The sequence below is a fragment of the Micromonospora sp. 050-3 genome, assembly GCF_046549335.1.
GTDB lineage: Bacteria > Actinomycetota > Actinomycetes > Mycobacteriales > Micromonosporaceae > Micromonospora > Micromonospora trifolii.
The window spans coordinates 228,368-254,961 of record NZ_JAJPVX010000002.1 but is presented as its reverse complement, the minus strand read 5'-3'; the positions used below and the strand labels follow the sequence as shown (position 1 = coordinate 254,961).

General features: G+C 71.5%; 25 protein-coding genes. 13 read left to right on the top strand and 12 right to left on the bottom strand.

What is annotated here, in order from left to right:
- Positions 1-2 precede the first annotated feature (2 nt).
- Positions 3-1,790: an HSP90 family protein gene (locus tag ACLJOK_RS16130; protein WP_410819659.1), complete on the bottom strand. Its 1,788-nt coding sequence runs from the start codon at positions 1,788-1,790 to the stop codon at positions 3-5.
- A gap of 121 nt (positions 1,791-1,911) precedes the next feature.
- Here ACLJOK_RS16130 and ACLJOK_RS16125 point away from each other — a divergent pair, with 121 nt between their 5' ends.
- Positions 1,912-3,141 carry an MFS transporter gene (locus tag ACLJOK_RS16125; protein WP_410819658.1) on the top strand — a complete coding sequence of 410 codons (1,230 nt, stop codon included), beginning with the start codon at positions 1,912-1,914 and terminating at the stop codon, positions 3,139-3,141.
- Here ACLJOK_RS16125 and ACLJOK_RS16120 read toward each other — a convergent pair.
- Positions 3,138-4,295 (bottom strand): FAD-dependent oxidoreductase, encoded by a 1,158-nt coding sequence (locus tag ACLJOK_RS16120; protein WP_410819657.1) that lies wholly within the window; start codon positions 4,293-4,295, stop codon positions 3,138-3,140. The genes ACLJOK_RS16125 and ACLJOK_RS16120 overlap by 4 nt on opposite strands.
- Before the next feature lie 106 nt (positions 4,296-4,401).
- On the opposite strand from ACLJOK_RS16120, the gene ACLJOK_RS16115 reads away from it, so the two are divergent.
- From ACLJOK_RS16115 to ACLJOK_RS16105, 3 genes are all read left to right on the top strand, one after another.
- Positions 4,402-4,983: a TetR family transcriptional regulator gene (locus ACLJOK_RS16115; RefSeq protein WP_410819656.1), complete on the top strand. Its 582-nt coding sequence runs from the start codon at positions 4,402-4,404 to the stop codon at positions 4,981-4,983.
- A gap of 70 nt (positions 4,984-5,053) precedes the next feature.
- Positions 5,054-5,602, top strand: a complete 549-nt coding sequence (locus ACLJOK_RS16110) for a SigE family RNA polymerase sigma factor (RefSeq protein WP_410819655.1) — start codon at positions 5,054-5,056, stop codon at positions 5,600-5,602.
- A complete protein-coding gene (locus ACLJOK_RS16105) occupies positions 5,599-6,792 on the top strand; it encodes a hypothetical protein (RefSeq protein ID WP_410819654.1) in 1,194 nt (397 codons plus the stop codon). Before ACLJOK_RS16110 ends, ACLJOK_RS16105 begins: the two co-directional genes overlap by 4 nt.
- A gap of 50 nt (positions 6,793-6,842) precedes the next feature.
- Here the strand turns inward: ACLJOK_RS16105 and ACLJOK_RS16100 are convergent, their stop codons facing one another.
- From ACLJOK_RS16100 to ACLJOK_RS16090, 3 genes are read right to left on the bottom strand one after another with little or no spacing between them, the layout of a single operon-like run.
- Positions 6,843-7,745, bottom strand: coding sequence for a sulfurtransferase (locus ACLJOK_RS16100; RefSeq protein WP_410819653.1), 903 nt, complete (start codon positions 7,743-7,745; stop codon positions 6,843-6,845).
- Positions 7,746-7,764: 19 nt separating this feature from the next.
- Complete coding sequence (locus tag ACLJOK_RS16095; RefSeq protein WP_410819652.1) at positions 7,765-8,211, bottom strand: imidazolonepropionase-like domain-containing protein; 447 nt, start codon at positions 8,209-8,211, stop codon at positions 7,765-7,767.
- A 2-nt stretch (positions 8,212-8,213) separates the two neighbouring features.
- Positions 8,214-8,981, bottom strand: a complete 768-nt coding sequence (locus tag ACLJOK_RS16090; protein ID WP_410819651.1) for an SGNH/GDSL hydrolase family protein — start codon at positions 8,979-8,981, stop codon at positions 8,214-8,216.
- A 240-nt stretch (positions 8,982-9,221) separates the two neighbouring features.
- On the opposite strand from ACLJOK_RS16090, the gene ACLJOK_RS16085 reads away from it, so the two are divergent.
- Genes ACLJOK_RS16085 through ACLJOK_RS16070 form a run of 4 tightly spaced genes read left to right on the top strand, consistent with a single transcriptional unit; the run spans position 9,222 to position 12,600 of the window.
- Complete coding sequence (locus ACLJOK_RS16085; RefSeq protein ID WP_410819650.1) at positions 9,222-10,991, top strand: proline--tRNA ligase; 1,770 nt, start codon at positions 9,222-9,224, stop codon at positions 10,989-10,991.
- A gap of 57 nt (positions 10,992-11,048) precedes the next feature.
- A complete protein-coding gene (locus ACLJOK_RS16080) occupies positions 11,049-11,474 on the top strand; it encodes a CBS domain-containing protein (RefSeq protein ID WP_030487636.1) in 426 nt (141 codons plus the stop codon).
- A 35-nt stretch (positions 11,475-11,509) separates the two neighbouring features.
- Positions 11,510-11,938, top strand: coding sequence for a SufE family protein (locus tag ACLJOK_RS16075; protein WP_238677511.1), 429 nt, complete (start codon positions 11,510-11,512; stop codon positions 11,936-11,938).
- A gap of 20 nt (positions 11,939-11,958) precedes the next feature.
- Positions 11,959-12,600, top strand: a complete 642-nt coding sequence (locus tag ACLJOK_RS16070) for a DsbA family protein (RefSeq protein WP_410819649.1) — start codon at positions 11,959-11,961, stop codon at positions 12,598-12,600.
- A gap of 74 nt (positions 12,601-12,674) precedes the next feature.
- Here ACLJOK_RS16070 and ACLJOK_RS16065 read toward each other — a convergent pair whose 3' ends face one another.
- From ACLJOK_RS16065 to ACLJOK_RS16040, 6 genes are all read right to left on the bottom strand, one after another.
- Complete coding sequence (locus ACLJOK_RS16065) at positions 12,675-13,223, bottom strand: YbaK/EbsC family protein (protein WP_410821510.1); 549 nt, start codon at positions 13,221-13,223, stop codon at positions 12,675-12,677.
- Between the two features lie 95 nt (positions 13,224-13,318).
- Positions 13,319-13,513, bottom strand: coding sequence for a hypothetical protein (locus tag ACLJOK_RS16060; protein WP_030331904.1), 195 nt, complete (start codon positions 13,511-13,513; stop codon positions 13,319-13,321).
- 37 nt (positions 13,514-13,550) lie between these two features.
- Positions 13,551-14,333: an SDR family oxidoreductase gene (locus tag ACLJOK_RS16055; RefSeq protein WP_410819648.1), complete on the bottom strand. Its 783-nt coding sequence runs from the start codon at positions 14,331-14,333 to the stop codon at positions 13,551-13,553.
- Between the two features lie 79 nt (positions 14,334-14,412).
- Positions 14,413-15,066, bottom strand: a complete 654-nt coding sequence (locus ACLJOK_RS16050; RefSeq protein ID WP_410819647.1) for a GAP family protein — start codon at positions 15,064-15,066, stop codon at positions 14,413-14,415.
- A 51-nt stretch (positions 15,067-15,117) separates the two neighbouring features.
- A complete protein-coding gene (locus ACLJOK_RS16045) occupies positions 15,118-16,506 on the bottom strand; it encodes an MFS transporter (RefSeq protein WP_410819646.1) in 1,389 nt (462 codons plus the stop codon).
- Positions 16,507-16,565: 59 nt separating this feature from the next.
- On the bottom strand, positions 16,566-16,826 hold the full coding sequence (locus ACLJOK_RS16040; protein ID WP_410819645.1) for a hypothetical protein: 261 nt from the start codon (positions 16,824-16,826) through the stop codon (positions 16,566-16,568).
- 218 nt (positions 16,827-17,044) lie between these two features.
- On the opposite strand from ACLJOK_RS16040, the gene ACLJOK_RS16035 reads away from it, so the two are divergent.
- Positions 17,045-21,520 carry an HAD-IC family P-type ATPase gene (locus ACLJOK_RS16035; protein WP_410821509.1) on the top strand — a complete coding sequence of 1,492 codons (4,476 nt, stop codon included), beginning with the start codon at positions 17,045-17,047 and terminating at the stop codon, positions 21,518-21,520.
- A gap of 24 nt (positions 21,521-21,544) precedes the next feature.
- Here ACLJOK_RS16035 and ACLJOK_RS16030 read toward each other — a convergent pair whose 3' ends face one another.
- A complete protein-coding gene (locus ACLJOK_RS16030) occupies positions 21,545-22,744 on the bottom strand; it encodes a DUF418 domain-containing protein (RefSeq protein WP_410819644.1) in 1,200 nt (399 codons plus the stop codon).
- A gap of 110 nt (positions 22,745-22,854) precedes the next feature.
- Between ACLJOK_RS16030 and ACLJOK_RS16025 the strand changes: the two genes are divergently transcribed.
- The 4 genes from ACLJOK_RS16025 to ACLJOK_RS16010 all read left to right on the top strand — a co-directional run bounded on the left by ACLJOK_RS16025 (position 22,855) and on the right by ACLJOK_RS16010 (position 26,585).
- Positions 22,855-23,613 carry a TetR/AcrR family transcriptional regulator gene (locus tag ACLJOK_RS16025; protein ID WP_410819643.1) on the top strand — a complete coding sequence of 253 codons (759 nt, stop codon included), beginning with the start codon at positions 22,855-22,857 and terminating at the stop codon, positions 23,611-23,613.
- A 539-nt stretch (positions 23,614-24,152) separates the two neighbouring features.
- Positions 24,153-24,485: a PadR family transcriptional regulator gene (locus ACLJOK_RS16020; RefSeq protein ID WP_410819642.1), complete on the top strand. Its 333-nt coding sequence runs from the start codon at positions 24,153-24,155 to the stop codon at positions 24,483-24,485.
- Positions 24,482-25,426 (top strand): hypothetical protein, encoded by a 945-nt coding sequence (locus tag ACLJOK_RS16015; RefSeq protein ID WP_410819641.1) that lies wholly within the window; start codon positions 24,482-24,484, stop codon positions 25,424-25,426. The genes ACLJOK_RS16020 and ACLJOK_RS16015 overlap by 4 nt, the downstream gene beginning before the upstream one ends.
- Before the next feature lie 448 nt (positions 25,427-25,874).
- Entirely contained in the window at positions 25,875-26,585 is a 711-nt protein-coding gene (locus ACLJOK_RS16010; protein ID WP_410819640.1) for a hypothetical protein, read from the top strand.
- Positions 26,586-26,594 lie beyond the last annotated feature (9 nt).

Here is a 26,594-nt window from a genome sequence, read left to right as displayed (position 1 = left end):
GCTCACTCCCGTCCCGGAACAGCCCGGCCGAGCAGGCCGAGGAAGGAATCGTTCAGCAGCGCCGCGTCGGCCGCGCGGATCGGATGGTGGCCGAGCAGCAGCGCCTGCCCGTACAGCGCCTCGATGGCGAGGCCGACCAGCTCCGGGTCGCTCAAGTTGGCCACCCGTCGTACCAGCGGGTTGCGGTGGTTGAGCACCAACTGCGGGCGGTCCGGCGGGGCGGTGGCGGCGAGCGCGTCGAGCACTCCGCCCCACAGCTCGTCGGCCCGGTCCCGGCTGGCGGCGAGCTGGTCGTTGAACGCGGCCGACCGGCTGACCAGGTAGAGCGCAGGCAGCGAGACCGGGTCGTACGCCCGGATGACCACCTCGCAGCCGGAACGCTCGACGGCTCGCTGCGCCGCCGCGAGGAACTGTCGCAGCGCCAACTCCACCTGCGGGTCGAGCGCGTCGAACCGGGTGGTCAGGTCGCTCGGCTCCAGCCGCTCGATCAGCACCGAGCGGTCCACCACCGGCAGCCGCTCGATCAGCTCGGTGTCGTACGTGTAGCCGGCGTTGACCACCGCCAGGTCCTGCGCGGCGGCGACCGCGGCGAGCTGACGGAACTCGTCGAGGCTCGCCGCGTAGCGGACCACGCCGTAACGCTCCCGGAACTCGGCGAGGGTGAGCGTGCCGACGTTGGTGTCCATGGGCCACCACCTGTCGACCAGCCGGAGCATCTCGTCGTCGTGCAGCGCCAGGGCCTTCACGCCGAGGTGGTGCACCTGGAGGAACTCGGCCAGCCGGCGCGGGTCGTGCCGGGCGAGCCGGACCAGCCAGCCGCGCACCTGGTCGCCGAGCGCCTCCCGGGTGGCCGTCAGCAGTGTGTCCTCGTAGAGGGCCTCCCTGCTGGCGGTCGGGCGCAGCTCGGTCGCGTCCACCACGCAGTGCGCGAAGAACGCCCACTCCGGCAGCAGCCCGTCGGCGTTCTCGGTGAGCAGCATCCGCTTGAGGTAGACGCGGTGCCCGGCCCGGGCCGCCGGGTTCACCGGGGTCGGGAGGATGACGGCGACACCGGTCAGCCCGGCCTCCGGCACTGCCAGCGGCAGGACGTCGAACGGGTCCACGCCGAGCGTCTCCCGGGCGTACCGGATCAGCGCCGCGCGGTCCAGTGGCGCACCCGGCGTGGTCGGCCAGGGCGGCTCCCCGGTGGTGGTGACGACGTCGCCGACGCGGACGGTGACCGGCAGCAGCGCACCGAAGAGCCGGGCCAGGTCGGTGACGGTCGCTGTGGTGAACCACTGGTCCGCGTCGCGGCGGGGCACCAGCGTGACAGTGGTGCCCGGCTCGGCGCGGGCGGCCTCCGGCGGGGCCACCGTCACCGCGTAGCGGCCGTCTGCGTACCCGGTCCAGCGGACGGTGGGGTTGTCGCCGTGCCGGGTGAGCACCTGGATCTCGTCGGCCACCAGGAAGCAGGAGAGCAGGCCGATGCCGAACTGGCCGAGGAACTCGTGCCGGGAGAAGCCCAGCTCGTCGCGCTTCGAGCTGCGCCCGATGGTGGCCAGCAGCTCGTGCACCTGCGCCTCGGTCAGGCCGATGCCGGTGTCGTGCACCCGCAGGGTGCCGTCGCCGGTGTTCTCCGGGGGTTCGATGCGTACCAGCGCCGGCGCGTCCGGCTCGACCCGGCGTCGGGCGGTGATCGCGTCCACCGCGTTCTGGAGTAGCTCGCGGACGTAGACCCGCGGGCTGCCATAGAGGTGATGACTGAGCAGGTCGACCACGCCACGTAGGTCGACCTGGAAAGTGTGGTCCACGCCTGATGTCTCCCCGGTCCCGATGCCGGCGCTCACCGTACCGATGATCACCGACAGGCGCGGTCCCCTTTACGTCCGGCGGCTTGACCCTCGACCCGGTCGAACCGGCACGGTCGCCGGCATGACTTCCTCCGCTCTGGGCCGGGACTTCCGGCTCCTGTGGTCCGCGGCCGTCTCGTCCCGGTTCGGGGATGCGCTGCGTACCCCGGCACTGGCCCTGCTGGCCGCGACGGTGACCCGGGATCCCCGGATCATCGCGGCGGTCACAGTGGCCGGGCAGTTGCCGCCGCTGCTCTTCGGCCTGCTCGGCGGCGTGTACGCGGACCGCTGGGACCGCCGTCGGACGATGGCAGTGGTCGACGGGGTACGCGCGGCAGTGGTGGCGGCACTGGCCGTGGTGGTCGCGCTCAACCGGGTCAGCGTCCTGGTGCTGCTGGTGGCGGCGTTTCTGCTCGCCACGTTGGGCACTCTCTTCGACTCCGCCTCGTTCGCGTTGCTCCCCGCGCTGGTGCCGGCGGACGCGCTACCCCGGGCGAACGGGCGGCTCCAGGCGGGGTCCGCCGTGGCCGGTGGCTTCCTCGGAGCGCCGGCCGCCGGTGTCCTGTTCGCAGTGGCTCCGGCCCTCCCGTTCGCCCTCGACGCCGTCACCTTCGCGGTGGCCGCCCTGCTCGTGCTGGCCCTCGCCCCGGCTCCCGCAGCAAACATGGCAACGCGACCCGGAGCCCGGCGCGGCTCGGTGTGGAGCGAGATCGTCGAGGGGCTGCGGTGGCTGCGGGCGCACCGGACCCTGTGGCGGGTCACAGTGCTCACCGCCGCGAGCAACCTGGCGATCAGCGGAATCATGGCGGTGCTCGTGCTCTACGCGCTGGACGTGCTGCGGGTGCCGCCGGCCGGGTACGGGCTGTTCGCCGCCGCCGCCATCGTCGGGGGCGTGGCGGGGGCGCTCGGGGCGGGGCGGCTCGCCGCGTGGCTCGGCACGGTGCCGGCACTGCGCGCGGTGCTGGCCGTGGAGACCGTGGCGCTGACCGGCTTCGCGCTGGCTCGGCATCCGGTGTCGGGCGGGATCGCGCTGGCCGTCTTCGCCGCCGGCACCGTGGTGTGGAACAGCCTGTGGGCCTCGTACGGGCAGCGGCACGTGCCGAGCGAACTGCTGGGCCGGGTCGGTGCGGCCCAGCGGATGGTCGGTCTGCTCACCGCACCGCTCGGGGCGGCGCTCGCCGGGCTGGCCGCCGCGGCGTACGGCACGGCGCCGGTGGCGGGCGCGGCGGCGGGGACGTTCGCGCTGGTCACCCTCGCCGCGTGGCGTTCACTGCGGCCGGCCGCGCCCGCCGTGTTGAGCCGCGCGGGCTAGCCCGGCGTCCGCTCCCGGTGCGACAGCCCGGACAGGCGCAGCGCGATGCGCCGACGGGCCGGTGGAACTGCACCGAGCAGCCGGAGCAGCACGTCGCGGGCGGGCCGACGAGCCGGGGAGACGCCGGCCAACCTGGTCAGCCCGGCGGCGAAGCTGAGCACGTCCTCGGCCATCGGCCGCTGCCGGGCGGTGTAGTCGTCGAGCAGTGTCTCCGGACCACCGTCAAGCACGTCCGCCACGGCGGTGCCGAGCGCGACAGCGTCGCAGATGCCGAGGTTCATCCCCTGCCCACCGGCCGGGCTGTGCACGTGACCGGCGTCGCCGGCCAGCAGCACCGGCCCGGCTCGGAAGGTGTCGGCGATCCGGTGGTGCACCCGGAACCGGGAGCCCCAGAGCACCTCGATCACCCGGTCGGGTCGTCGCGCCGGGCCGCGCTCGTCGAGCAACGCCTGAAGGTAGGCCGCATCCGGTTCGGCCGGGGCGCTCTCCACTGCGGCGACCAACCGGACCACCCCGCCGGGCAGTGGCGCCCAGACCAGCGGCCCGGGCCGGGCGAGGAAGAGCGCGGCCTCGTCGCGGGGCAGCACGCTGCGTACCCGCACGTCGGCGAGCACGAAGGACTCCTCGTCGCTGCCGCCGGTGAAGCCGATGCCGGCCAACTTCCGGACGGTGCTGTGCAGCCCGTCCGCACCGACCACGAACCGGGCTCGCAGCGCCTCCCCGTCGACCTGCGCGAGCATGCCGTCACCGGCGTGGCTCAGCCCGGTGAGCTGGCACGGCCGTCGTATCTGGACACCGAGTTCAGCCAACTTCTCGGTGAGCACGGCCTCGGTGACCGCCTGGGAGACGAGCAGCGCGTAGGGAAAGCGGGACGGCAGCTCGTGGAACGGCACCGACAGCAACACCTTGTCCCGGTCGCGCACTGTGAAGCGCGGCGTCCGCACCGCCTGGGCGATCAACGGCGCCGCGGCGTCGATCCGGTCCAGCACCTCCAGGGTGTACGCGTGCACGACGGCGGCGCGGGAGGTCGTCGGCGGCGCGGCCAACCGGTCCAGCACTGTCACCTCGACCCCGCGCCGGGCCAGGGTCAACGCTGTGGCGAGACCGGTGGGGCCGGCGCCCACCACCAGGACGTCGGTGCTCGTGGGCAGCATGGCCACCTCCAGAAGACCGTTGCCAACACATGTTGGCAAACACTTGTTGGCAACGCTAGGGTCCGCTCGATTGCATGTCAACACTTGTTGGCATACGGTCGTTGGCATGACCCCGACCGCCCCGTCGACCCAGCCCCGCCGCTCCGACGCCACCCGGGCGGCGATCCTGCGAGCGGCCCGGGAACGGTTCGCGGCGGACGGCTACGAGCGCGCCACGATCCGGGCCATCGCCGCCGACGCCCAGATCGACCCGTCGATGGTGATGCGCTACTACGGCAGCAAGGAGGGGCTCTTCGCGGCGGCGGCCGAGTTCGACCTACGCCTGCCCGACCTGACCCCGGTGCCGCCCGCCCAGCTCGGTGAGGTGCTGGTCCGGCACTTCCTCGCCCGCTGGGAGGGCGACGAGACCCTGGTGGCGCTGCTGCGGGCCGCCAGCACCAACCCCGGCGCTGCCGAACGCATGCGCGGCATCTTCGCCGACCAGCTCACCGCCGCCGTGGCCACGTTCGGCAGCGATCCGGCGCTGACCGCCCGACGGGCGGGCCTGGTGGCCAGCCAGATCCTCGGCCTCGCCTTCACCCGGTACATCGTCCGCCTGCCGCCCATGGTGGACACCCCGCCGGATGAGCTGGTCACCTGGATCGCGCCGACCCTCCAGCGATATCTGACCGGAACGCCACCGGGCTGACCCAACCTTTTCCCACCTCCCGTGCGTCTGCCAGATGACGCGTACAGCGCGACGGCCGGGAGGGGGGCGGATGGCGCCGACGAGGGACGACGGACGCGACGGCTACCTCGCCTTCGTGGAGAACCACCAGCACCGGCTGCTCCGTGCGGCCTACCTGATCTGCGGCAACCGGCATCAGGCCGAAGACCTCCTCCAGGACGCGCTGCTGAAGCTGGCGCTGCGCTGGTCCTCGGTCCGCGACGGCGACCCCTCCGCGTACGTGCGCGCCATCCTCTACCGGGACTCGGTGTCGTGGTGGCGCCGCCGGCGGCGGGAATGGCTCAGCGCCGCGCCGCCGGACCAGGTCGCCCACGACCGTGACGGCGCGTTGCGGCTGATGATGCACGACGCGCTGGGCCTGCTGCCACCACGGCAGCGGGCCGTGCTGGTGTTGCGCTACTACGAGGACCTGACCGAAGTCGCCACCGCCGAGGCGCTCGGGGTGACCGTCGGCACCGTAAAGAGCCAGTGCCACGCGGCGCTGCGCCGACTCCGCGAGGTCGCCCCGGACCTCGCCCGCGATGCCCGACCGAGCCGGGGCTCGGCCGATCTGGCCAGCGGCCTGGAGGTGAACCCGTGAACGAGCAGGAATTGCGTCGACTGCTGACCGTCAGCGTCGAGGACGTGCTCCCCAGCCAGCCGGCCGCCGCCGGATGGGAGCGGGCTCGGCGTACCCGGCGTACCCGGCGGGCCGTCGGATTGGTCGCCCTGGCCGTGCTGCTGGTCGGTGGCGGCACGGTGGCGGCGCTGCGACCGCCCGCCGACCCGTCGCCGGCCCCTCCGGTCGGCCCGACGGTGACCCCGACCGTCGAGCCCTCCCACGCGGGTCCGGTGCAGAAACCGCCCGCCGAGCTGACCTATCCTCCCGATCCGTTGGCCCGGCTCGGCGACCCGGCGACAGTGCCGCTCTCCGAGCGACCGGTCCAGCGGGCACTGGCGCTGTTCCAGCCAATAGACGAGGAGTATCACGCGAACGGCCCGGTCCGGGTGCTCGGCAACGACGGCGTGGTACGCAGCCTCGACGTGGTGACGCTGGCGCCGACTCGGGACGCGAGCGGCAACGAGGCGCCCGCGCTGAAGCCGGGGATGCTGTCGCCGGACGGCCGGACGGCCGCGTTCGCGCAGACCAAAGAGCTGATCATGATCGACCTCACCACGGCAGCCGTCCGCCGGATACCGCTCGACGGCTACCTGGAGCTGGTGGTGTGGGCGCACGACCGGGTGCTGGTCGGGGGCGACGACCGGACGTACGCGGTAGATCGGGTCACCGGAGCGGCCAGCACGATCGACGTGTCGACCTGGGAGTTGATCGCACCCGACCCAGCCGCCGGCCGCGAGGCCCCGTTGATCGACATGTACGGCGAGCGGACCGGCCTGAAGCTACGCAGCCTGACCGCCCGGAAGGGCGAACTCCGCTCCGAACAGCCGGTCAACGCCTCGGCGCTGCCCTCGCCCTACCAGGTCAACGAGTTCTACGGCCGGGGCTGGCTGCATGGCGAGCGCCTGGCGCGGGCTGCCTGGATCATCAACAGCGAGATCGACGGCGCCGAGGGGGCGGCGGTGCTGGACTCGCGGACCGGTGCCGTGCTCCACCTGCTCGACCTCGGCCGGGAGCGCAGCAAGGGCTGCTGCGAGGTGCTGGGCTGGGACAACAAGGGCGCGGTGCTGCTCCGACTGGAACCGGCCGACCTGGCCCGTTGGCACCCGGAGACCGGCGAGATCACCGGTATCGTCCGCGACCTGCGCGGCGTGTTCGCGCTGGCTGGCTGAAACACCGTCCCCGCGCGACGTTCACCGTCACGCGGGGACTGTCGTGCCGCTCAGACGGCCAGGCCGCCGGGCTGGTCACCCTGGACGACAGGCGCCCGGACCAGGTTGCCCCACTCGGTCCACGAGCCGTCGTAGTTGCGCACCTGCGGGTAGCCCAACAGGTGCCGCAGCACGAACCAGGTGTGGCTGGACCGCTCGCCGATACGGCAGTAGGCGATCACGTCGTCGTCGGGGCTCAACCCGAGTTGGTCGGCGTAGATCGCCTTCAACTCGTCGGCGGACTTGAACGTGCCGTCCTCGTTGGCGGCGGACTTCCACGGCTTGCTGACCGCGCCCGGGATGTGCCCGCCGCGCAGCGCGCCCTCCTGCGGGTAGTCCGGCATGTGCAGCATCTCGCCGGTGTACTCACCCGGCGACCGGACGTCGACCAGCGGCCGGCCGGAGGCGATGTGCGCCATGACCTGCTCGCGGAAGGCCCGCAGGGGGGCGTCGTCGCGGAGCGGTACCGGATAGTCGGCGCGCGGGCGAGCCGGCTTGTCGCGGGTCACCTCGCGTCCCTCGGCGATCCACTTCTGCCGGCCACCGTCGAGCAGTCGCACATCGGCGTGGCCGAAGAGCGAGAAGACCCAGAGGGCGTACGCGGCCCACCAGTTGAAGTTGTCGCCGTAGAAGACGACAGTGTCGCCCCGGCCGATACCCTTCGCGGCACACATCTCGGCGAAGCTCTTGGCGTCCAGGTAGTCCCGGGTCACCTGATCGTTCAGCTCCAGGTGCCAGTCGACCTTGACCGCACCGGGAATGTGACCGGACTCGTAGAGCAGCACGTCTTCGTCGGACTCGACGACGACGAGGCCCTCGTCGCCCAGATGCTCGGCCAGCCACTCGGTGGTGACCAGCCGCTGCGGGTCCGCGTACGACTGGAGGCGGGGATCGGGATCGTTCGGCACAGACATGATCCCCAAGGTACGCCGTTCAGGCGCGACGGTGGGCGATCCGACCGGCGACCACTGTCACCAGGCAGGCCCCGTCGACGCCGTGCACCGCGAGGTCGGCCCGCCCGGCCGGCCGCAGCGTCGGTGCCACGGCGGTGGCCAGTACCAGCAGGTCACTGCGCTCGGCGGCGGCCCGCAGGGCGGGATCGGCCAGGTGCTCCACCAGCACCGCCGTCACGCCGCCTCGCAGCAGCGCGTGCACCCGCTCACGTGGGGTGGGCGCCGCCGGCAGCGGGCCGTCGTGCAGCAGACCCGGCCCCAGCGTGCCGGGCCAGCGGCGAACCCGGGCGTTGGCGTACACGGACCTCAGCTCGGCCAGCGGACCGACGGCCTCGATCCGGTCGCCACTGACCAGCACGGCGTGCTCGGGCAGCGGCTCGCCGTCCGGGTCGCGGCGCAGCAGGGCCGCCGAGTGCAGGGTGAGCACGCTCAGTCGACGAGCGGGCCGAGTTGCGGGCGCTTCGCCGTGACAGTGTCGCCGGACGACCGACCGGTCAGCCGACGCTTTACCCAGGGGGCGAGGTACTGACCGGCCCACCGCAGGTCGGAAGCGCGGGCGGCCAGCCACGGCGACGGCGCCGGGTGCGGCGGAACCATCAGCCACTCCTCGTCGCAACCGACCCCGAGGGCGTTCAACACCTGCCCGGCGACCCGGCGATGCCCGGCCGGGGAGAGGTGCAACCGGTCGGTGCTCCAGAGCATCGGGTTGAGGAACGTGTCGTCGGCGTACAGGTCGACCATGATGGCGCCGTGCCGCTCGGCGGTTTCACCGACCGCCTGGTTGAGCAGCTGCACCCGGGGGGCGACGAGGCGTTGGCCGGGCAGGCGGGCCATCACGTCCGCGAATCGGAAGAGGAGCACGTCGGCGCCGCCGGAGCGCAGTTGCCGAACCACCTCGTCGAAGCGGGCGACCAGGGTGCCCGGGTCGAAGGTGCGCCGCAGCACGTCGTTGCCGCCGGCCGCGAAACTGATCAGATCCGGTTTCATCGCCACTGCGGAGGGCACCTGCTCGGCGACCACGCCCGGGAAGAGCCGGCCCCGGATGGCCAGGTTCGCGTACCGGAAGTCGGGGCCCGCGTCGGCGGCGAGCCGGGTCGCCACCAGGTCCGCCCACCCCCGGAAGGTGCCATCCGGGTACGCGTCGTCCATGCCCTCGGTGAAGCTGTCCCCGACCGCGACAAAACTGCCCCAGCGCACCGCGCCCCCTCACGCCATCGTTGCCTGCGGCGACCAGTCTGTCACCGCAGGCGCTGCGGACGGTGCCCCGATCCGGCGACGTGGCGGAGGTCATTGGCGGGGCCAGATCGTCCGGCGTAGTAGCGGGTTGGGCCTCCGCCCGGTCGGTCAGTCTGCCCTGGGCGCCAACTTCCGACAGTGACGCCCGCCTCGGAGCGAATTGGATCGCCGGGCCGGGCGCGCCCGCTCTAGGCTGCGCGGATGCTGCTACGCATGTCGACCCTGTTGCTGCGGACCCTGCGCGAGGATCCGGCCGACGCGGAGGTGCCGAGCCACCGGCTGCTGCTGCGCGCCGGCTACATCCGTCGGGCCGCACCGGGCGGCTACACCTGGCTGCCGCTGGGCAAGCTGGTGCTGGATCGGATCACCGAGGTGGTGCGGGCCGAGCTGATGGCGATCGGCGACCAGGAGGTGCACTTCCCGGCGCTGCTGCCCGCCGAGCCGTACCGCACCAGCGGGCGGTGGGCTGAGTACGGCGACGACATCTTCACCCTCGCCGACCGGCGCGGTGCCGAGCACCTGTTGGCGCCCACCCATGAGGAGATGGCGGCGCTGCTGGTCAAGGACCTGTTCACCTCGTACCGGGACTTCCCGGTGACGCTGTTCCAGGTGCAGACGAAGTTCCGCGACGAGGCGCGGCCGCGTGCCGGGCTGCTGCGCGGCCGGGAGTTCCTGATGAAGGACGCGTACTCCTTCGACCTGGACGAGGCGGGGCTGCGGGAGGCGTACGGGCGGCATCGGGCCGCGTACCGGCGGATCTTCGACCGGTTGGGGCTGGACTACGCGGTGGTGCAGGCGATGTCCGGCGCGATGGGCGGCTCCGCGTCGGAGGAGTTCCTGGCGGCGACGCCGGTCGGCGAGGACACCTTCGTCGGCTGCACCTCCTGCGACTACGCGGCGAACACGGAGGCGGTGGCCACCCGGGCGCCGAGCGCCGGTGACCCGAGCACGAAGCCGGCCGTCGAGGTGCACGACACTCCGGAGACCCCGACGATCGCGAGCCTGGTGGAGCTGGCCAACGCCCGTCGGTTGGGCGGTCGGGACGGCTGGACCGCCGCCGACACCCTGAAGAACGTCGTGCTGTCCGTCCGTCAGCCGGGTGCCGACCGGGCCGAACCCCTTGTCGTCGGGCTGCCCGGTGACCGGGAGGTCGACCTGAAGCGGGTCGGTGCCGCACTGCACCCCGCACAGGTGACAGTCTTCGAGGATTGGGCCGACCATCCGGAGTTGGTTCGCGGCTACATCGGGCCGCAACTGCTCGACAAGCTGGGCATCCGTTATCTGGTCGATCCTCGGGTGGTGACCGGGTCGGCCTGGCTGACCGGGGCGAACGAGCCGGGTCGACACGCCACCGACGTGGTGTGCGGACGGGACTTCACAGCCGACGGCACCATCGAGGCGGCCGACGTCCGCGCCGGCGACCCCTGCCCGGAGTGCGAGGCGGGCGAGCTGACCATCCGGCGGGGCATCGAGATCGGGCACATCTTCCAGCTCGGCCGCCGCTTCACCGACGCCTTCGCGGTCGACGTGCTCGGGCCGGCCGGCAAGCCCGTCCGGCCGACAATGGGCTGCTACGGCATCGGCGTTTCCCGGGCGGTGGCGGCCGTCGCCGAGCAGCACCACGACGACCGGGGTCTGGTCTGGCCGGCGGCGATCGCGCCGTGTGACGTACACCTGGTGGTTGCGGGCAAGGGCCCGCAACTCGATGCGGCGCTGGAGCTCGGCGGGCGTCTCGCCGCCGCCGGCCTGCGGGTGCTGGTCGACGACCGCACGCACGTCTCGGCCGGGGTCAAGTTCACCGACGCCGAGCTCATCGGCATCCCCCGGGCCGTCGTGGTCGGCCGCCGACTCGCCGACGGGTACGTCGAGCTGCGCGAGCGGGCCGGCGACGGGCGCACCGAGCTGCCGCTGGACGGTCTGGTGGAGCGACTCGTCCACGAGGTACGCCAGGTTCGTGCAAGCCTGGTGTAGCTGCCGCGTCACTGGGTAGTGCTGTCGGATCGGGTGGAAACGTCTTCGGAGGCTCTCATGACCGGTTACCGGGTCAGTGACGTGATGACCAAGCAGGTCGTGTACCTGCCGGCCGAGACCACCCTGGACGAGGCGGCCAGGGTGATGAAGGAGGCCGACATCGGTGATGTGGTGGTCACCGACGGCGCCAGCCTCGCCGGCATGCTCACCGACCGGGACATCGTGGTGCGGGCCGTGGCGGAGAACAGCTCCCCTGCGGCCACCACCATCGGTTCGATAGTCACCCGCGAGGTCGTCATGATCGAGCAGCACTGCACGGCGGGTGAGGCGGCGGCGCTCATGCGGGATCGGGGCATCCGACGGGTGCTGGTCTGTGACAGTGACCGCAAGCTGGTGGGGATCGTCTCGCTCGGCGACCTGGCCATGCAGCTCGACCCCACCAGCGCGCTCAGCGAGATCAGCGAGCAGTCGCCCACCGTGTGACCGGGCCTTCCGCACGACGGCGGTAGCCTCGACGCATGGCTGACATGCCGGCCCGACTGGCCGAGATCGTCGACGAGTTCGCCGCCGCGCCGCGCGACCTGGTGCTGGAGCTGCTCCTGGAGTACTCGGACGTGCTCCCGGCGCTGCCCGAGGGCACCGCGGAGCGCGAGGGCATGGAGCAGGTGCCCGAGTGTCAGACGGCGTTCTTCCTGCGCGCCCGGGTGACCCCGGAAGGCACAGTGGAGACGCTCTTCGACTGCCCGCCGGAGGCGCCCACCACCCGGGCGTTCGCCGGGATCCTCGCCGAAGGGCTGGCGGGGGCGAGCGCCGAACAGGTGCTGGCCGTGCCGGACGACCTCTACCAGCGAATGGGGCTGGCGCAGGCGATCAGCCCGCTGCGGATTCGCGGCGGCACGGCGATCCTGGGCCGCCTCAAGCGGCAGATCCGGGAACAACTGGCCTGACCGCGAGGTTGCCACCGATCATGGAGATCGAGATCTACGCGGACGTCATCTGCCCGTGGTGCTACATCGGCAAGCGCCGCCTGGATGAGGCCCTGGCCAGTTACGAGGGCGAGGTGACGGTCCGCTACCGACCGTTCCAGCTCGACCCGTCGCCGGTCCCGCAGCCCCTGCCACTGGTGCAGGCGTTGGCCGGCAAGTTCGGCGGCCCGGAGCGCGCCCGGCAGATGGTCGACCACGTGACCCAGGTCGCGGCGGCCGACGGGCTGCGGCTCGACTACGACCGCGCGGTGATCGCCAACACCTTCGACGCGCACCGGTTGGTCTCCTGGGCGACCGACCAGGGCAGGGCGGCCGAGATGGTGGAGGCGCTGTACCAGGCGCACTTCAACAACGGGGTCGACGTCGGGTCACGGGAGGCACTGGCCACCCTGGCCGGCGAGATCGGTCTGGACGCGGCCGACGCGCGCCGGTTCCTGGACTCCGACGAGCGCGTCGCCGACGTCGCCGCCGGCCTGGCCGCCGCCCGTGATCTGGGCATCACCAGCGTGCCGACCTTCGTGCTGGCCGGAAAGTACGCGGTCTCCGGCGCGCAGGAGGTGCAGACGTTGCTCGCCGCGCTCGCCGAGGTCGAGCAGCGCGAGTCGGCCGCCCACTCACACTGAGTCACCAACGGTCGGGCGTCCGGCATCGATGATCACGATGTTTCACGTGCAACAACATCGATGCCGATGCCTGGTCAGGCGGGCCTGGCCAGGCCTTCCACCACCTGAGCGCCGGGCAGCGCGCCCAATGCCGGCCCCGGCAGCGCGATCTTGCTGTGCCGTACGCCGGACCCGACGATCACGTGCGGTGTGGCGATGACCCGCGCGTCCACCAGGATCGGCCACTGCGCCGGCAGCCCGATAGGGGTGATGCCGCCGTACTCCATGCCGGTCAACTCGACGGCGTCGGTCATCGGGGCGAAGCTCGCCTTGCGGACGTCCAACGCCCGGCGGGCCACCCCGTTCACGTCGGCGCGCGTGGTGGCCAGGACGATGCAGGCCGCGTAACGGACCACGCCTTCGCGCTTGCCCGCCACCACTACACAGTTGGCCGACACGTCCAACCCCACCTCGTACGCCGCACAGAACGCCGCGGTGTCGGCGAGGTCGGCGTCGATCGGCGCGACCAGCACGTCGTTGACGTCCACTGGCGCGTCGGCCGGCCACTGCGCGATGGCCTCCGCAACCGGCGGGGCGAGCAGATCAAGGCGGGCGCGGGCCGGTTCGGTCTTCAGCGTTCCCATCACGGGTGCGATCCTCGCATCCGCGACGCTGAACCGCCCGGCGGCTCCCCGACCGCCCGGCGACGCCACCGGCCCGGGCCGGATCGATCCGGCGCTCAACTGCCGGCGAGGAAAGCGTTGTCGCGCATGAAGGAGCGGTCGCGGGCAGCCGCCAACTCCTCCTCGCGCTGGGCCTTGGCCCGTTGTAGCTCCAGATCCTCGAACGCGTGCCGGACACCCAGCCGGATCACGCCGTAGAGGAAGACGAAGCCGAAGACGTAGAGGATCACAGTGGTGACGACAGCGAACATGGCGTCACGGTAAGACGAACGTGAACCGTTGTTGCTCTCATTTCCGGCCGGTTCCCCCGTACGTGTCGGCCAGGTGGTTGGCCCAGGTGCGCACGCCCCGGGGCAGCGCCTCGGTGACCAGGCCACCGGCGCGCAGCTCGCTACCGAGTCGGCCGGGAATCCGTACCGGCAGCAACGGCCGACGGGAGCCTCGGGCCGCCCGCCATGCCCGGGCGGCCTCGTCGAAGCGGAGCACCTGCGGCCCGCCCAGCTCCTCGATGCCGCCCAGCGGGCCGGCGACCAGTCGGGCCGCCAGCCGCCCCGCCACCTCGCCCGGGTCGACCGGTTGGGCGAGCACCGCCCAGTCCCCGATCACCGGGCCCAGGCGCGCGCTGGCCGTCAGCAGTTCGTCCAGGAACTGGGGAAACTGGGTGGCCCGCAGCACCGACCACGGCACCGGACCGGCCGCAATCACCCGCTCGGCGGCGAGCTTGTGGCGGTAGTACGGGATCGGCACCCGATCAACCCCGACGATCGAGATGTAGCCGATGTGCCGTACACCGGCCGCGGCGGCGGCCACCACCAGTCGGCGGGTGCCCAGCACGTCCACCTGGTAGGTCTGCCGACCCCGAGGCGCGGACGCCAGGTGCAGCACGGCGTCCACCCCGGTCACCGCCTCGACCAGCCCGTCGCCGGTGGTCAGATCGGTCGCCGCCCACTCCACGTCCGTGCCGGCGGGCGGCCGGCGGCTGGCGGCCCGGACGCTGATCCCGTCGTCGCGCAACCGGCCCAGCACGGCGCGGCCCAGATTGCCGGACGCCCCGGTGACCAGAACCCTCATCTCGTCCTCCCGCTGACCGGTCCGATCCTTACCCGGTGTCGGCGAAACAGCGCGGCAACCCGTGACAGCGCGCGGCGGGTCACCCCGACCGGATCAGGTCCAACACGGTGAGCAGCGCGAAGAACGCGATCACGATCTCGTTGACGATCCAGGCGTGCCCCTCGGCCCACTCCCGCATCCGGGTCAGCACCCGCGACGCCCTGCTCCCGAGCAGCAGCAACGCCAGCAGAGGCAGCGCGAGCAGAAGCACGGTGAGCAGCACGAACGGCACCAGGTGCCACCACGGCAGGTCGTGGCGGGCCACACTCGCCCCGACGGTGGCCATTGTCAGGTCGTCGGTGGGCGTCGCCACGAAGAGCAGCGCACCCAGCCGCAGCGCCCGCGCCGGACCGGCGTGCTCGATGCTCCCCAGCCAGCGCGGCGGTCCGGAGCGGTCCCGGCGTACCCAGATCAGCACTGCCAGACACACCAGCAGGGCCAGCACCACCAGGTCGATGACGGGACCGCGATCGACAGTTCCGGCGACGGCGCTGGCGTCGGCGGCCACTCCGCCGACCAGGCGGGTGAACAACCAGGCCACCGTCACCCCGGCGGCGACCACCAGCCCCGCCCCGGCGAGGAAGCCCAGCGACGCCGCCTGGGGCCGGTCCGACGAGGCCAGGAAGACCGCCACCACCAACTGCGTCCCGGCGACCATGACCACGGCCAGCGGCAGGATGGTCAGGAGGTTCATCGCCCGCCATCCTTCCGGCACGAGCAGGTGGGACGCGGCCGAATCCGCGGATCACCCGGCCTGTCGCACACCTCCGCCCACCACGACCCGGCCGGCCAGCAGCGCCCCGAACAGCGCCAACCCCGCGGTCACCACGAGCGTCGTCGTGTAACTGGCCGGGCCCGGCGCACTCCCCGCCGCCAACACGGCCCCGGTCAGCGCGAGCACTGTCGCCGCGAAGAGGGAGTCGCTCAGTTGCAGTGACGAGCTGTTGCGGCCCTGCTCACCGGGCGCGGACAGCTCCAGGGTGAGCACCGACAACGACGGATAGAGCAGCCCCATACCCAGGCCGGCGATCGCCCAGCCAAGCACGGCGACGGCCACCGGCAGTTCGGGCCGGACGGCCAACGCCACAGTGGCGGTGCCGACGGTGATGCAGGTCAACCCAGCGCGCGGCAGGCTGGCCCGCGACGCCGGCACCGGGATCCGGCCCTGCAACCACGAGCCCGCCGACCACGCCAGCGCGCCGACAGTGAGGACCAGCCCGGCCGCAGTCGGCGAGAGGCCCCGTTCCCGGGAGAGCATCAACGGGATGACCACCTCGGCGCCGACGAAGGCCGCCGACGCCAGACCACGCAGCCCCACCACCGTGGGCAACCCTCGCGCCGCCCGGAGGAACCCCGCCGGCAGCAGGCGCGGCGCACAGACCAACAGGCCGACCACGGCGAACGCGACAAGCACCAGGGCTGTGGCACCGCGCTGCTGTCCCCCGATGTGCAGCAGTGCGGCGCTCACCGCGGCCCCGCACGCCCAACCGATCCGTGCCGCGGCACCCGTCGGCGGGCTCGTCGCCGCACGCCGGCCCAGCGACCGCAGGCCGGGATGGATCAGCAGCACCGCCGGTACCGCCACCGCCGGCACCGCCAGGAAGACCCACCGCCAGCCCAGGTACTGCACGATCAGGCCGGCAACCGCCGGCCCGACCAGCGACGGTACGACCCACGCCGCCGCGAAGGCCGCGAAGATCCGCCGGTGCAGCTCCTGCGGGTACGCCTGCGCGACGATCACGTAGAGCGCCACCGAGAGCAGCCCGGAGCCGAAGCCCTGGACGACCCGCCCGACGACCAGCGCGCTCATCACGGGGGCCGTCCCGGCGATCAGCAACCCCACCACGAACCAGGCGACGCCGTGCCACATCGGCCCCCGAGGACCCCTGGCGTCGCACCAGATGCCGGAGACCACCATGGCCAGCACACCGGTGGCGAACGGGCCACCGAACGCGATCCCGTAGAGCGCCAGCCCGTCCAGGCTGCGCGCGACGGTCGGCATCGCCGTACCGACCGCCAACGCCTCGAACGCGAGGAGTGAGATCAACGCGACGCTGCCCACCGTCATCGCGCGCAGCCGGGGTGCGAAGAGTCCCGGTGCGGCGGGTACGGCGGTGACGGTTGTGCTCGGCATCGACCGAGCATGCGACTTCAACCAGGATTCATGTCAACCGTACGGTGACCCGGCTCTCGTCAGGCGTCCTGCAGCGCCTCCCCGACCCCGCGCACCAGTCCGGAAAAATGCTGGTCTGCCAGCAGGTGACCAGCGGTGATCACCACGGCGATCGGCCACTCGATGACCTGTAGCGCGGCGAGCACTCCGAGCCCGGCGTAGTAGACGACCTTGTCCGGTGGCGGCACCGCCACCTCACCCAGCATCGGCAGTTGCACCCGCCGGTTGTACATCGTGACGTTCTCCCGTGAACCGTTCAGATGTCGCGTCAGCGTGCTCATGCCGGCCTCCCCATGTCCGGTGATGGTCGTCGGATTCCACGGCCCACCCTGTCCATGCGCCGAGCGACTGCGGAAAATTCCGCCGCTCAGGGGCATAACGGATGGCAGGTCGGGAAGCCAGGCCGCCGGACGTGAGTGCGGTGGGAGGACGACATGGCGAAGGTCAGGACGGGCGGCAACAGGGAGCCGGGCCGGCGCCCGTCCAGCCGTACGCCTCGATGACGGCGGCGGGTCGCGCTGCCGGCCGCATCCTGCCGTCCTTCGGCGTGCCGCACCTCGTCGGCGAGGCGTCCCGGTCGGTGAGCTCGGCCGCGACCCGGCTGGCCCGGACGGCCGGGCTGACGCGGCGTCGGGTCTGGTCCCGGCCGGGCCGCCACCACATCGAGGTTCACGGTGTCTGCCAGGACGGCGGAAACCGGCTGGCCCGGCAGGTGGAGGGCGCGCTGGAGCGGATGCCCGGGGTGGCCTGGGCCCGGGTCAACGCACCCTCCGGTCGGGTGGTGGTCGCCGTCCAGGACCCCGAGCCGACGTTGCGCGACCTGATCGCCACGATTGACCGGATCGAGCGGACCTGCGACCACGAGCCCGACCCGGAGATCCCACCGCCGCACCCACCGGAGGAAGGACCGCGCACCCCGCGCACTCTCGGCGCGCTCGCCTCGGACGCGCTGGGCCTGACCATCTCGGCGGCCACCCGGATCCTGCCGTTCGCGCCGCTGCCCGGTGAGGTCGCCGGCCTGCTCTCCGCAGTGGATCTTCAGCCGAAGCTGCACCAGTTCATCGGCAAGCGGCTGCGCTCCGACCCGCGCGCCGACGTCCTGTTTCCGCTGGCTGAGGCGGTGGTGCAGGGCTTGACCGGCCGCTGGACGGGGATCGTCCTGGACGGCGCCCAGCGGATCGTGCAGTGGGGTGAGGATCGGGCCCAACTCTCCGCCTGGGAGAAGGCCGAGCCACGGCTGACCGGCGACGCCGAACGGGCCACCGCCCGCTGGCCGGTGGTCGAACGTCCGCGGCCGAAGCCGGACGGCCCGGTCGAGCGGTACATCAACCGCATGCTCGCCGCGGGCACGGCGGCCGGCGCGGCGGCAGTGCCGTTCGCCGGGCCGAAGCGGGCCACCGCGCTGGGGCTGTCCGCGCTACCCAAGGCACCGGGCAGCGGTCGCGAGGGGTACGCGGCCCAGCTCGGCCGGATGCTGGCCCGGCGTGGTGTGATCGCGATGGACCGGAGTGTGCTGCGCGAACTGGACCGGATCGACACGCTAGTGCTCGACGCCGCGGTGCTTGGCTCGGACCGGGGCGTACTGGCCGATCTGGCGCCGGCGCCTGACGCGGACGTCGACCAGGTGGCCGAGCGGGCCTTCGCGCTGTTCGACCCGGACGACCCGGCCGCTTCCCGTTCGGCGGACGGCTGGCGGCTCGGGCCGCTGGACCGGATGCCCGCGAACGACCCGGACGCCATCCCGGACGCGGCCCGGCTGCGCTCCGCCGGCGGCCAACTCCTCGGCCTCGCCCACGGCGACCGGCTCGCCGCCCTGTTGCGGGTCGAGCCGGAACCCGCACCCGGCGTCGACGGCCTGCCCGCCGCCGCCCGACATGCCGGCCTGCGCCTGGTCGTCGCCGGCGGTGACGAGCAGCGGTACGGCTTCGCCGACGCGATGCTCCCCGGCGGGGACCAGTTGGCCGAGTCGGTACGCGCGTTGCAGCGCGACGGCGCTGTGGTGATGCTGGTTTCCGCGGACCGGAAGGCACTCGGTGCGTCCGACTGCGGCCTCGGGTTCGCCGCGCCGGAGGAGCTGCCGCCGTGGGGAGCGCACCTGCTGGTCGGCGCCGACCTGCGGGTGGTGGCGCTGGTGATCGAGGCAACCGGGGTGGCCCGGCGCACGGCCCAGCAGAACATCCGGCTGGCCATGGCCGGTACCGGCCTCGGGGCGCTTGGCGCTTTCACCGCCCCACCGGCCCAGCTGCCGCACCGAGCGCTCGTCGCGGTCAACGGCGCGGCCGGGCTGGCCTTCGCCAACGGGGTCTGGCAGGCCCGCCGGTTGCACGACCAGTCGGACACCCCGGCGCCGGTGGCAACCGCCTGGCACCTGATGCCTGTCGGCACCGTGCTAAACCACCTGCACTCCACCCCGGACGGCCTGGCCAGCGCCGAGGCGCAGCACCGACGCCACGGTTCCGATGGCAACGGCGCCGCGCCCGGAACTGGTGGGCTGCTGCGCGCCTTCGTGGACGAGTTGTCCAACCCGCTCACGCCGGTGCTGGCCGCCGGGGCGGTGCTCTCCGCGTCGTTCGGCTCGCTTGTCGACGCCGCGCTGGTGGGCAGCGTGGTCGGTGGGTCAGCCCTGATCGGGGCGGTGCACGAGCGCAACACGGAGAAGTCGCTGGCGGAGCTGCTGTCGCGGTCGGCGGTGACAGCACGGGTCCGCCGGGACGGTGCCGAGCAGGTTCTCGCCGCCGAAGACCTTGTCCTCGGGGACGTCATCGCCCTCGAACCGGGCGACTCGGTGCCCGCCGACTGCCGGGTGCTCGAGTCGGTGGGCCTGGAGGCCGACGAGTCGTCGCTGACCGGTGAGTCGCTGCCGGTCGCCAAGTCCAACCGGCCGGTGGTCGCCGCCGCCATCGCCGACCGACACTCGATGCTCTACGAGGGCACCACCGTCGCCGCCGGGCACGGCACCGCCGTGGTGGTGGCGACCGGCAACGACACCGAGGCCGGGCGTGGCCTGGCGTTGGTGCGGCAGGCACCCCCCACCAGTGGGGTGGAGGCTCGGCTCGGCTCGTTGACCAGCGCCGCCATCCCGTTGGCGGCCGGATCCGCGGTGGCGGTGGCCGGCGCGGGCCTGCTTCGAGGCGTACCCCTGGCCGAAACGGCGGCGACCGCCGCGAACCTCGCCGTGGCGTCGGTGCCGGAGGGGCTGCCGTTCCTGGTCAGCGCGGCGCAACTGGCCGCGGCCCGGCGGCTGGCCGAGCACGGCGCGTTGGTTCGCAACCCGCGCACGATCGAGGCGCTGGGCCGGGTGGACGTGCTCTGCTTCGACAAGACCGGCACCCTCACCGAGGGCAAGCTGCTGCTCGCCGGGGTCGGCGACGGCGTGGGCGACCGGTACGCCCCGCTGGACCGGTTGGACGACCGGCTCCGGATGACGCTGGCCGCGGCGCTGCGGGCCACCCCCGCTGCGAAGAACCCGGAGGAGTTGGCGTTGCAGACCGACCGGGCGGTCCGGCGGGGTGCCGGCGAGGCCGGGGTCGTGGAGCAGACCGGTGCCGCCGGGTGGCGGGCCGCCGGTGGGCTGCCGTTCGAACCGTCCCGCGGCTACCACGCGAGCATCGGACAGACCGACGGTCACCTGCTGTTGAGCGTCAAGGGTGCTCCGGAGACGGTGTTGCCGCGCTGTTCGTCCCGACGCACCGACGGTCGTCAGGAGCCACTGAACGACTCCGGCCGCGCGGAGTTGGAGCGGATGCTCGCCGACCGGGCCGGGGCGGGAAACCGGATCCTGGCCGTCGCGGAGTGCCCAGTCGACCACCCGAAGGTGACCGACGGGGACGTTCGAGGGCTGACCTTCGTGGGTTTCCTGGCCCTCGCGGATGGCGTTCGGGAGAGCGCCGCCCCGGCGGTACGCCGGATCCGGCAGGCCGGCGTGCACACCATCATGATCACTGGTGATCATCCGGCCACCGCCGAGGCGATCGCCGCCACCATCAGCGAGCACGACGAACAGCGGGTGGTCACCGCCGCCGAACTCGACCAACTCGACGACGACGCGCTCGCCGAGCGGTTGGCCAACACCGACGTGGTGGCCCGCTGCACCCCGGCGCACAAGGTGCGGATCATCCAGGCGTTGCAGAAGTGCGGGCGGACCGTGGCGATGACCGGCGACGGCGCCAACGACGCACCGGCGATCCGGCTGGCCGACGTCGGCATCGCCCTCGGCCAACGGGGCACCCCGGCCGCCCGCGCCGCAGCCGACCTGGTGGTCACCGACGACCGACTGGAAACCATCATCGCCACCCTGATCGAGGGGCGGGCGATGTGGTCGTCGGTGCGGCACGCGCTGAGCATCCTGGTCGGCGGCAACCTCGGCGAGATCGCGTTCAGTGTGCTCACCGCCGCGGCGACCGGCCGCTCCGCGCTCACCGGACGACAACTGCTGCTTGTCAACCTGCTCACCGATTTGGCACCGGCGCTGGCCATCGCGGTCCGACCACCCGCGTCTGACCGCACCGACGCGCTGCTCCGGGAAGGCCCTGACACTGCGCTCGGCGAGAGCCTCACCAGGGAGATCGGGCTGCGGGCGGCGGCCACCACGCTGGGCGCGACAGCTGGCTGGACGTTGGCCCGCTACACCGGACGCCGGCAGCGGGCCGGCACTGTCGCCCTGGTCGCCCTGGTCGGCACGCAACTCGGGCAGACCATCCTGGCCGGCGGCACCAGCCCGGCCGTGCTGGCCTCCACGGCGGCGTCGCTGGGCGTGCTGGTCGTGGTGGTGCAGACGCCGGGGGTGAGCCAGTTCTTCGGCTGTACCCCGCTCGGGCCGGTGGGCTGGACCATCGGGGCCGGGTCGGCGCTCGGCGCGACCTTCGCCAACGGCGCGCTCACGAAACTGATGGAACACCTCCCGGAGGCACATCCACCCAAATCCGCCGATGCGGACGCCGGGCAGCCGTCGATGGACAGCGCCTCCGGGGGTTGACCGCGACTCCGGCCGGGGTGGCGATCACGTCCGTGGCCCGTAGGTGAGGCGGCGCAGGACGATCTCAGCCGGGCCGGGCTGCTTGCGCTTGTCGAGTCGACGGGCGATCAGGACGGTGGCGAGCCAGACGGTCACCGCGATGATCAGGCCGGTCACCGTGGGGTTGCCGAACCGGTCGCCGAGGGCGAGCGTGAAGGGCGCCAGGAGGACGAGCCAGGCCACTGACTGAAACAGGTATCCCGACAGGGAACGCTGGCCCAGGGCCGCGAGAGCGCCGACGACGTTGCCGGACCGGCTGGCCCGCATGGCGATCAGGCCGAAGACGGCCACGTAACCCGGCCCGGCGAACATGCCGCTGGCCCCGTGCAGCAGCATCATCAGGCTGGCGGCTGACTCGTCGACGTGCAGCCAGCCGGCACTGACCAGGGCGGCCGGGAGGCCGCCGGCGACTGCGACGCCGAGACCGAGGACGGCGGTCCAGGTGAGCAGGGCCCGGTGTTGAGCCGGCTCTTCGAGGATCCGACGGCGAGCGGCCCACATGCCCAGCCAGGCGATCATGATGAAGGGCAGGACGGTCAGCGTGTGCATCGGCCATTCGCCGAGGCGATCCAGCAGGGCCGCGACGTAACCGGGCGCGGCGAGAGAGTCGACGTGGCTCGACGGCAGCGGCGCGGAGCCGCCCGACCCTCCGAGAATGCCGCTCACCACCAGGGCACCGATGGCCAGCACCTCGACCGCCGACAGCGCCCAGAGCACCAGCACGATGCGGTGGAACCTGTCGCCGCGGCGCAGCAACAACACTGTCATAGCAATCCCGACGACCCCGTACGCGCCGAGGAAGTCGCCGTAGTACAGCAGCGTGGCGTGCGCGAACCCGAACACGACGAGCCAGAGGTTACGACGCAACAACACCGAGCGGACCCGCTTCGGAGTGGCGCCGGAGGCGTCCTGGCGGCGGGCAAGCTGGACGAGCCCGTAGCCGAACATCACGGCGAAGACCGGATAGCCGCGGGCATGGGCGAGTTCGAAGAGCAGGAAGTTGAGGCCGCGGTCGACGCCTTCTGGCGTGGCGTCGAGGCCGGGTTCGCCGGCGAAGACGACTCCGGCGACGTTGGCCAGCGCGATTATCAGCAGCATCGCTCCCCGGGCCAGGTCCGGCGCGAGGGCACGCTCGGTGCGCAGCACCGGCCCCCTCGATGTCCGCACTGCGCTGTCAATGCTCATGGTCGGCTCTCCCCGTGACTCAGCTTTAGTTTTAGAGAGAAAGTATCAGACGTACACTAATGCTGTCTGTCATGATGTGGACGTAACCTTCCGGGCGAACGTGGGAACCCATGACCAGCGACGATTTCGTTCCGGCGCCGCTGCGCCGGCTGTGGGGGATGTCGGAGTCGTCGCGTCTCGGACGGCCCGCGTCCCTCGACGTCAAGGCGGTCGTCGAGGCGGCGGTAGGGATCGCCGACCAGGACGGGCTCGACGGCGTCACGCTTCCCAAGGTCGCCAAGAGCCTCGGCTTCACGAGCATGTCGCTCTACCGGCACGTCGGCTCCAAGGACGAGTTGCTCACCCTCATGGCCGACGCCGCACTGGGCCCACCGCCGAACATCGATGCCCCCGACTGGCGGGAAGGGTTGCGCATTTGGGCCTCCGCGCACCGCGCGGTGCTTCAGCGTCGGCCGTGGTTGACGCGCGTGCCCGTCGCCGGACCGCCCTCCGGGCCGCACCAGATCGCCTGGATGGAGGCCGCGCTGGCAATCATGTCCGGCACCCTCCTGGACTGGGCGCACAAGGTCGGCGCGATGTCACTGATCAGCGGCTACGTGGTCCAGTCGGTACGGCAGTTCAGCGAACTCGCCGAGGGCAGGGCCGAAGGCCAGGGTCAGGCCGACGCCGAACGCGACTACGGCCGGGCGCTGGCGCGACTCGTCAACCCCGACCGCTTTCCCGAGGCAGCCAGGCTGTTCTCCTCGACGCTGTTCGAAGCGCCGCCGTCCGCCATCCCCGACGCGGCGATCGCCGACGCGGACTTCTCACTCGGGCTGGAGTTGATCCTCGACGGCATCGCCGTCCGCATCGCACGCGCCGACCCCTGAAGCCACGCGCGTGCTCTGGTGACCGCCTGCCGGTTCCGGCGGCCAGATGACAGGGCGTCACTGATCTGCTGGAAGCAGTGTGGAGGCGAGGATGCCCGAACCAACTCGTGCGGCCGCCCTGGCGGCGTTGGCTGAGCTGTGGGAGCAGGGTTGCCCTGTCGCCGCACCCGATGGCCGTGATCGGCTCGTCGACGTCGGCCTACGCCGGTGGCACAGCTTTCATCGGCGGCACCCCCGCAATGGAGATCCATCGCGCGAGGCCAGGATTCGCGACCTGGTGCGTGGGTTGGTCGAGGCAGTCGAGCCTGAACCAAGATTGGTCGGCCGGCTGGTCAAGGACTATGAGTGCGTCGCGGAGGCAATCGCCGCGACCGCCGATTCCCCGACGCGGAAGCCGTAGGAGCATCCGGCAGACCCCGTCACCCGCCTCGCCTCCTCGCCGGCTTGTGGCCGGTGTTCATTCGTTGGCAGCAAGCATCGCGCTCCCACCCTGCCACGCCAGCCTAGCCATGCTCACCTTGGCTGAGTATTATGCTGTCATGACTATCCGCGAACAGAGCTATTTTGCGCTCGCCGCGCTGATGGACGGCCCACTGCACGGGTACGCGATCATCAAGCGCGCCGAGGAGCTGTCGGGCGGTCGGGTACGCATGGCGGCCGGCACTCTCTATGCGGCACTCGACCGGCTCAGCACCGAAGGGCTTCTCCGCGTCGTCGACGAGGAGGTGGTCAACGGTCGGGCCCGGCGCTACTACAACCTCACGGACGAGGGCGTTGGCGTGCTCCGGGCCGAGGCCGATCGGATGATTCAGGCTGCGCACGTCGTGATCGACCGACCGGCTCTGCGCGTTCGGGCGGTGAGGCCGGCATGAGTCAGGAGGCACTGGAGGCGCGATACCGGCTGCTGCTGTCCGCGTACCCGAAGCGCTACCGGCGTGAGCGCGGCGCTGAAATGATCGGCACACTCATGGAGGCGGCCGGCCCTGATCAGCGGCGCCCGACGCTGCGAGAGGCGGCGATGCTGGTACTGCGGGGATTGCAGACCCGCGCCAGGACGCACGACGCGCGTTCGACAAGCCGTGGATTCCGTGGGTCGCTGCGCCTGGCTGTGCTCCTCCTGCTGGTCTACGCCACGGCCGGCAGCCTGGCCGAGACCGGGAGGGTCGTCCCCCGCATGGTCACGGACGGCGTGGCCTATCCGTCTGAACTCATCTATCCACTGGTAACCGTCATTGCCGCCTTGGCGGTCGTCGCGGTAGCCGGCGGCCGATACGTACTGGGCCTACTGGCCACGCTCGGCGCGCTCGCCGCCGCGCTGGTCGTTCTGTGCCTCGGCCTGGTCGGCGTAGACAACGTCACCGGCGAGCGCCACTACCCTCCGATTGAGCTCATCCGCGACATCGCCATGACCGACTCGACCCTCTGGCCGCTGCCGCTCGCCGTGCTGTTGATCGTGCCGTTGATCCGTTGGCCGGCGTCAGGCACACGGCGGCCTGTGGCCTGGCTGTCCGCCGTGCCGGTAGCGGTGTTTCTGCTGCCCACGGATTACGACGTGACGATCGGCCTGCAGCCGGGGGCCACTGTCGTCGTCATGGCCGGTTTTCTGCTCTGGGTTGCCGTCGACGCCCGGGCGACCATGGCGGCCGCCGTGCTCCTCATCCCACTGATCATCGCCATGCTGTCACTCAGAGCACTGGGCGCCTGGGGTCAACCCGAGGGTATCGAGGCCACGTGGTTCTGGACGGTCGTCATCGGGGCCATCGCCCTGCTAACCGCCGGCGCCCTCGGCCTGCGCCGCCAGGCCCGCACTTAGCCGGCCCTGCGCCACATCGATGCCGTCCTTGGCCCCCGCTTGAAGCCCATCTCCGCCGTGAGTCCACACATCGTGGAACGGCTTCGCCCGGACTCGCGGTGGAGGTGGGGGCCAGCGTGACCGGCTTGACTGTACGGATGGCTGTACTCGGACGGAGGTCAACCGGGGAGTGCTGGTGGAGCCCAGGGGACTCGAACCCCTAACCCCTGCCTTGCAAAGGCGGCTCAAGCTGACCAACGGTTGTTCTGCAAGGCCAGCGAGTGGCGTCTACGTCCAAGACGTTGCCGCCCCGTGTCAACGACTATCAACCTCTGTTGCCAGTCTTGCTGACTATCTGCTGACGACGGCCAGCCACCTCTGAACGGACCGGCACGGCCCGGTCCGAGGTGGCTGGCCGCGCTGCATGCTCATCTAGGAATGCCTTGCGTGGTATCGGTAAGTTGCCCATATGGCGCAGTGGTGGGAACTAGCGATTCCAGCGGGTGGAACTTTGGCGGCAGCCATCTCGGCAGGCTGGATTACCTCTGTATACCAGAAGCGGAACGGAGAGCGACTACTCCGAATTCAGGCTTCCGAGAACGAAAAGGCCCGACAAGATCAGCTAAGTCGTGATCGGGAGTCCCGGGAAGCGGAGCATAGGAGGGAGCGCGAGAATCGGACACACGACATTCGCCGAGATACTTACATCGAATTCTGGCGCTCAAGTCATGACCTCACACTCAAGAAAAGAAATGTTGAAAAACAAAAGAAAATTCTTAACGATATCCCCGACGATGAAGGACATGCCCAAGAAAGGAAAGTGGCAACGGCGCGCCTTGAAGAGGCTAAAGAAGAAGTTACCAAGGTGACCGAACGCCAGGTGGAGGCTTTAACACACATAATATTCTTGGGCTCGGTTGGAATGCAGCAGGCCAGCCAGTGTTGGATCGAAGCCAGGGAACGAGGTGCCGACAAGGCGGAACTCAGAGCATTTGAAGGTGCTTTCGTTGCTTCAGCAAATTACGAGTTGAGCGACCCCGACCCCATCATAGAATTACGAGAATTCCACCTTAAGTCTCTCAAGATGTACCTCAGGCAGGCAGGGCGGCCAATCCCCTCCTGGGCGGAACAAAAATATCCATCACCTTTCACCCCGCCCAACCCTGAGAAGTCTAGTTAGGAACTAGAC

Excerpts from the sequence above, each read along its gene's own strand:
- ACLJOK_RS16125 (WP_410819658.1), top strand. The coding sequence starts at position 1,912 with ATGACTTCCTCCGCTCTGGGCCGGGACTTCCGGCTCCTGTGGTCCGCG.
- ACLJOK_RS16120 (WP_410819657.1), bottom strand. The coding sequence starts at position 4,295 with ATGCTGCCCACGAGCACCGACGTCCTGGTGGTGGGCGCCGGCCCCACC.
- ACLJOK_RS16115 (WP_410819656.1), top strand. The coding sequence starts at position 4,402 with ATGACCCCGACCGCCCCGTCGACCCAGCCCCGCCGCTCCGACGCCACC.
- ACLJOK_RS16110 (WP_410819655.1), top strand. The coding sequence starts at position 5,054 with ATGGCGCCGACGAGGGACGACGGACGCGACGGCTACCTCGCCTTCGTG.
- ACLJOK_RS16100 (WP_410819653.1), bottom strand. The coding sequence starts at position 7,745 with ATGTCTGTGCCGAACGATCCCGATCCCCGCCTCCAGTCGTACGCGGAC.
- ACLJOK_RS16085 (WP_410819650.1), top strand. The coding sequence starts at position 9,222 with ATGCTGCTACGCATGTCGACCCTGTTGCTGCGGACCCTGCGCGAGGAT.
- ACLJOK_RS16080 (WP_030487636.1), top strand. The coding sequence starts at position 11,049 with ATGACCGGTTACCGGGTCAGTGACGTGATGACCAAGCAGGTCGTGTAC.
- ACLJOK_RS16075 (WP_238677511.1), top strand. The coding sequence starts at position 11,510 with ATGGCTGACATGCCGGCCCGACTGGCCGAGATCGTCGACGAGTTCGCC.
- ACLJOK_RS16070 (WP_410819649.1), top strand. The coding sequence starts at position 11,959 with ATGGAGATCGAGATCTACGCGGACGTCATCTGCCCGTGGTGCTACATC.
- ACLJOK_RS16065 (WP_410821510.1), bottom strand. The coding sequence starts at position 13,223 with ATGGGAACGCTGAAGACCGAACCGGCCCGCGCCCGCCTTGATCTGCTC.
- ACLJOK_RS16060 (WP_030331904.1), bottom strand. The coding sequence starts at position 13,513 with ATGTTCGCTGTCGTCACCACTGTGATCCTCTACGTCTTCGGCTTCGTC.
- ACLJOK_RS16055 (WP_410819648.1), bottom strand. The coding sequence starts at position 14,333 with ATGAGGGTTCTGGTCACCGGGGCGTCCGGCAATCTGGGCCGCGCCGTG.
- ACLJOK_RS16050 (WP_410819647.1), bottom strand. The coding sequence starts at position 15,066 with ATGAACCTCCTGACCATCCTGCCGCTGGCCGTGGTCATGGTCGCCGGG.
- ACLJOK_RS16045 (WP_410819646.1), bottom strand. The coding sequence starts at position 16,506 with ATGCCGAGCACAACCGTCACCGCCGTACCCGCCGCACCGGGACTCTTC.
- ACLJOK_RS16040 (WP_410819645.1), bottom strand. The coding sequence starts at position 16,826 with ATGAGCACGCTGACGCGACATCTGAACGGTTCACGGGAGAACGTCACG.
- ACLJOK_RS16035 (WP_410821509.1), top strand. The coding sequence starts at position 17,045 with ATGACGGCGGCGGGTCGCGCTGCCGGCCGCATCCTGCCGTCCTTCGGC.
- ACLJOK_RS16030 (WP_410819644.1), bottom strand. The coding sequence starts at position 22,744 with ATGAGCATTGACAGCGCAGTGCGGACATCGAGGGGGCCGGTGCTGCGC.
- ACLJOK_RS16025 (WP_410819643.1), top strand. The coding sequence starts at position 22,855 with ATGACCAGCGACGATTTCGTTCCGGCGCCGCTGCGCCGGCTGTGGGGG.
- ACLJOK_RS16020 (WP_410819642.1), top strand. The coding sequence starts at position 24,153 with ATGACTATCCGCGAACAGAGCTATTTTGCGCTCGCCGCGCTGATGGAC.
- ACLJOK_RS16015 (WP_410819641.1), top strand. The coding sequence starts at position 24,482 with ATGAGTCAGGAGGCACTGGAGGCGCGATACCGGCTGCTGCTGTCCGCG.
- ACLJOK_RS16010 (WP_410819640.1), top strand. The coding sequence starts at position 25,875 with ATGGCGCAGTGGTGGGAACTAGCGATTCCAGCGGGTGGAACTTTGGCG.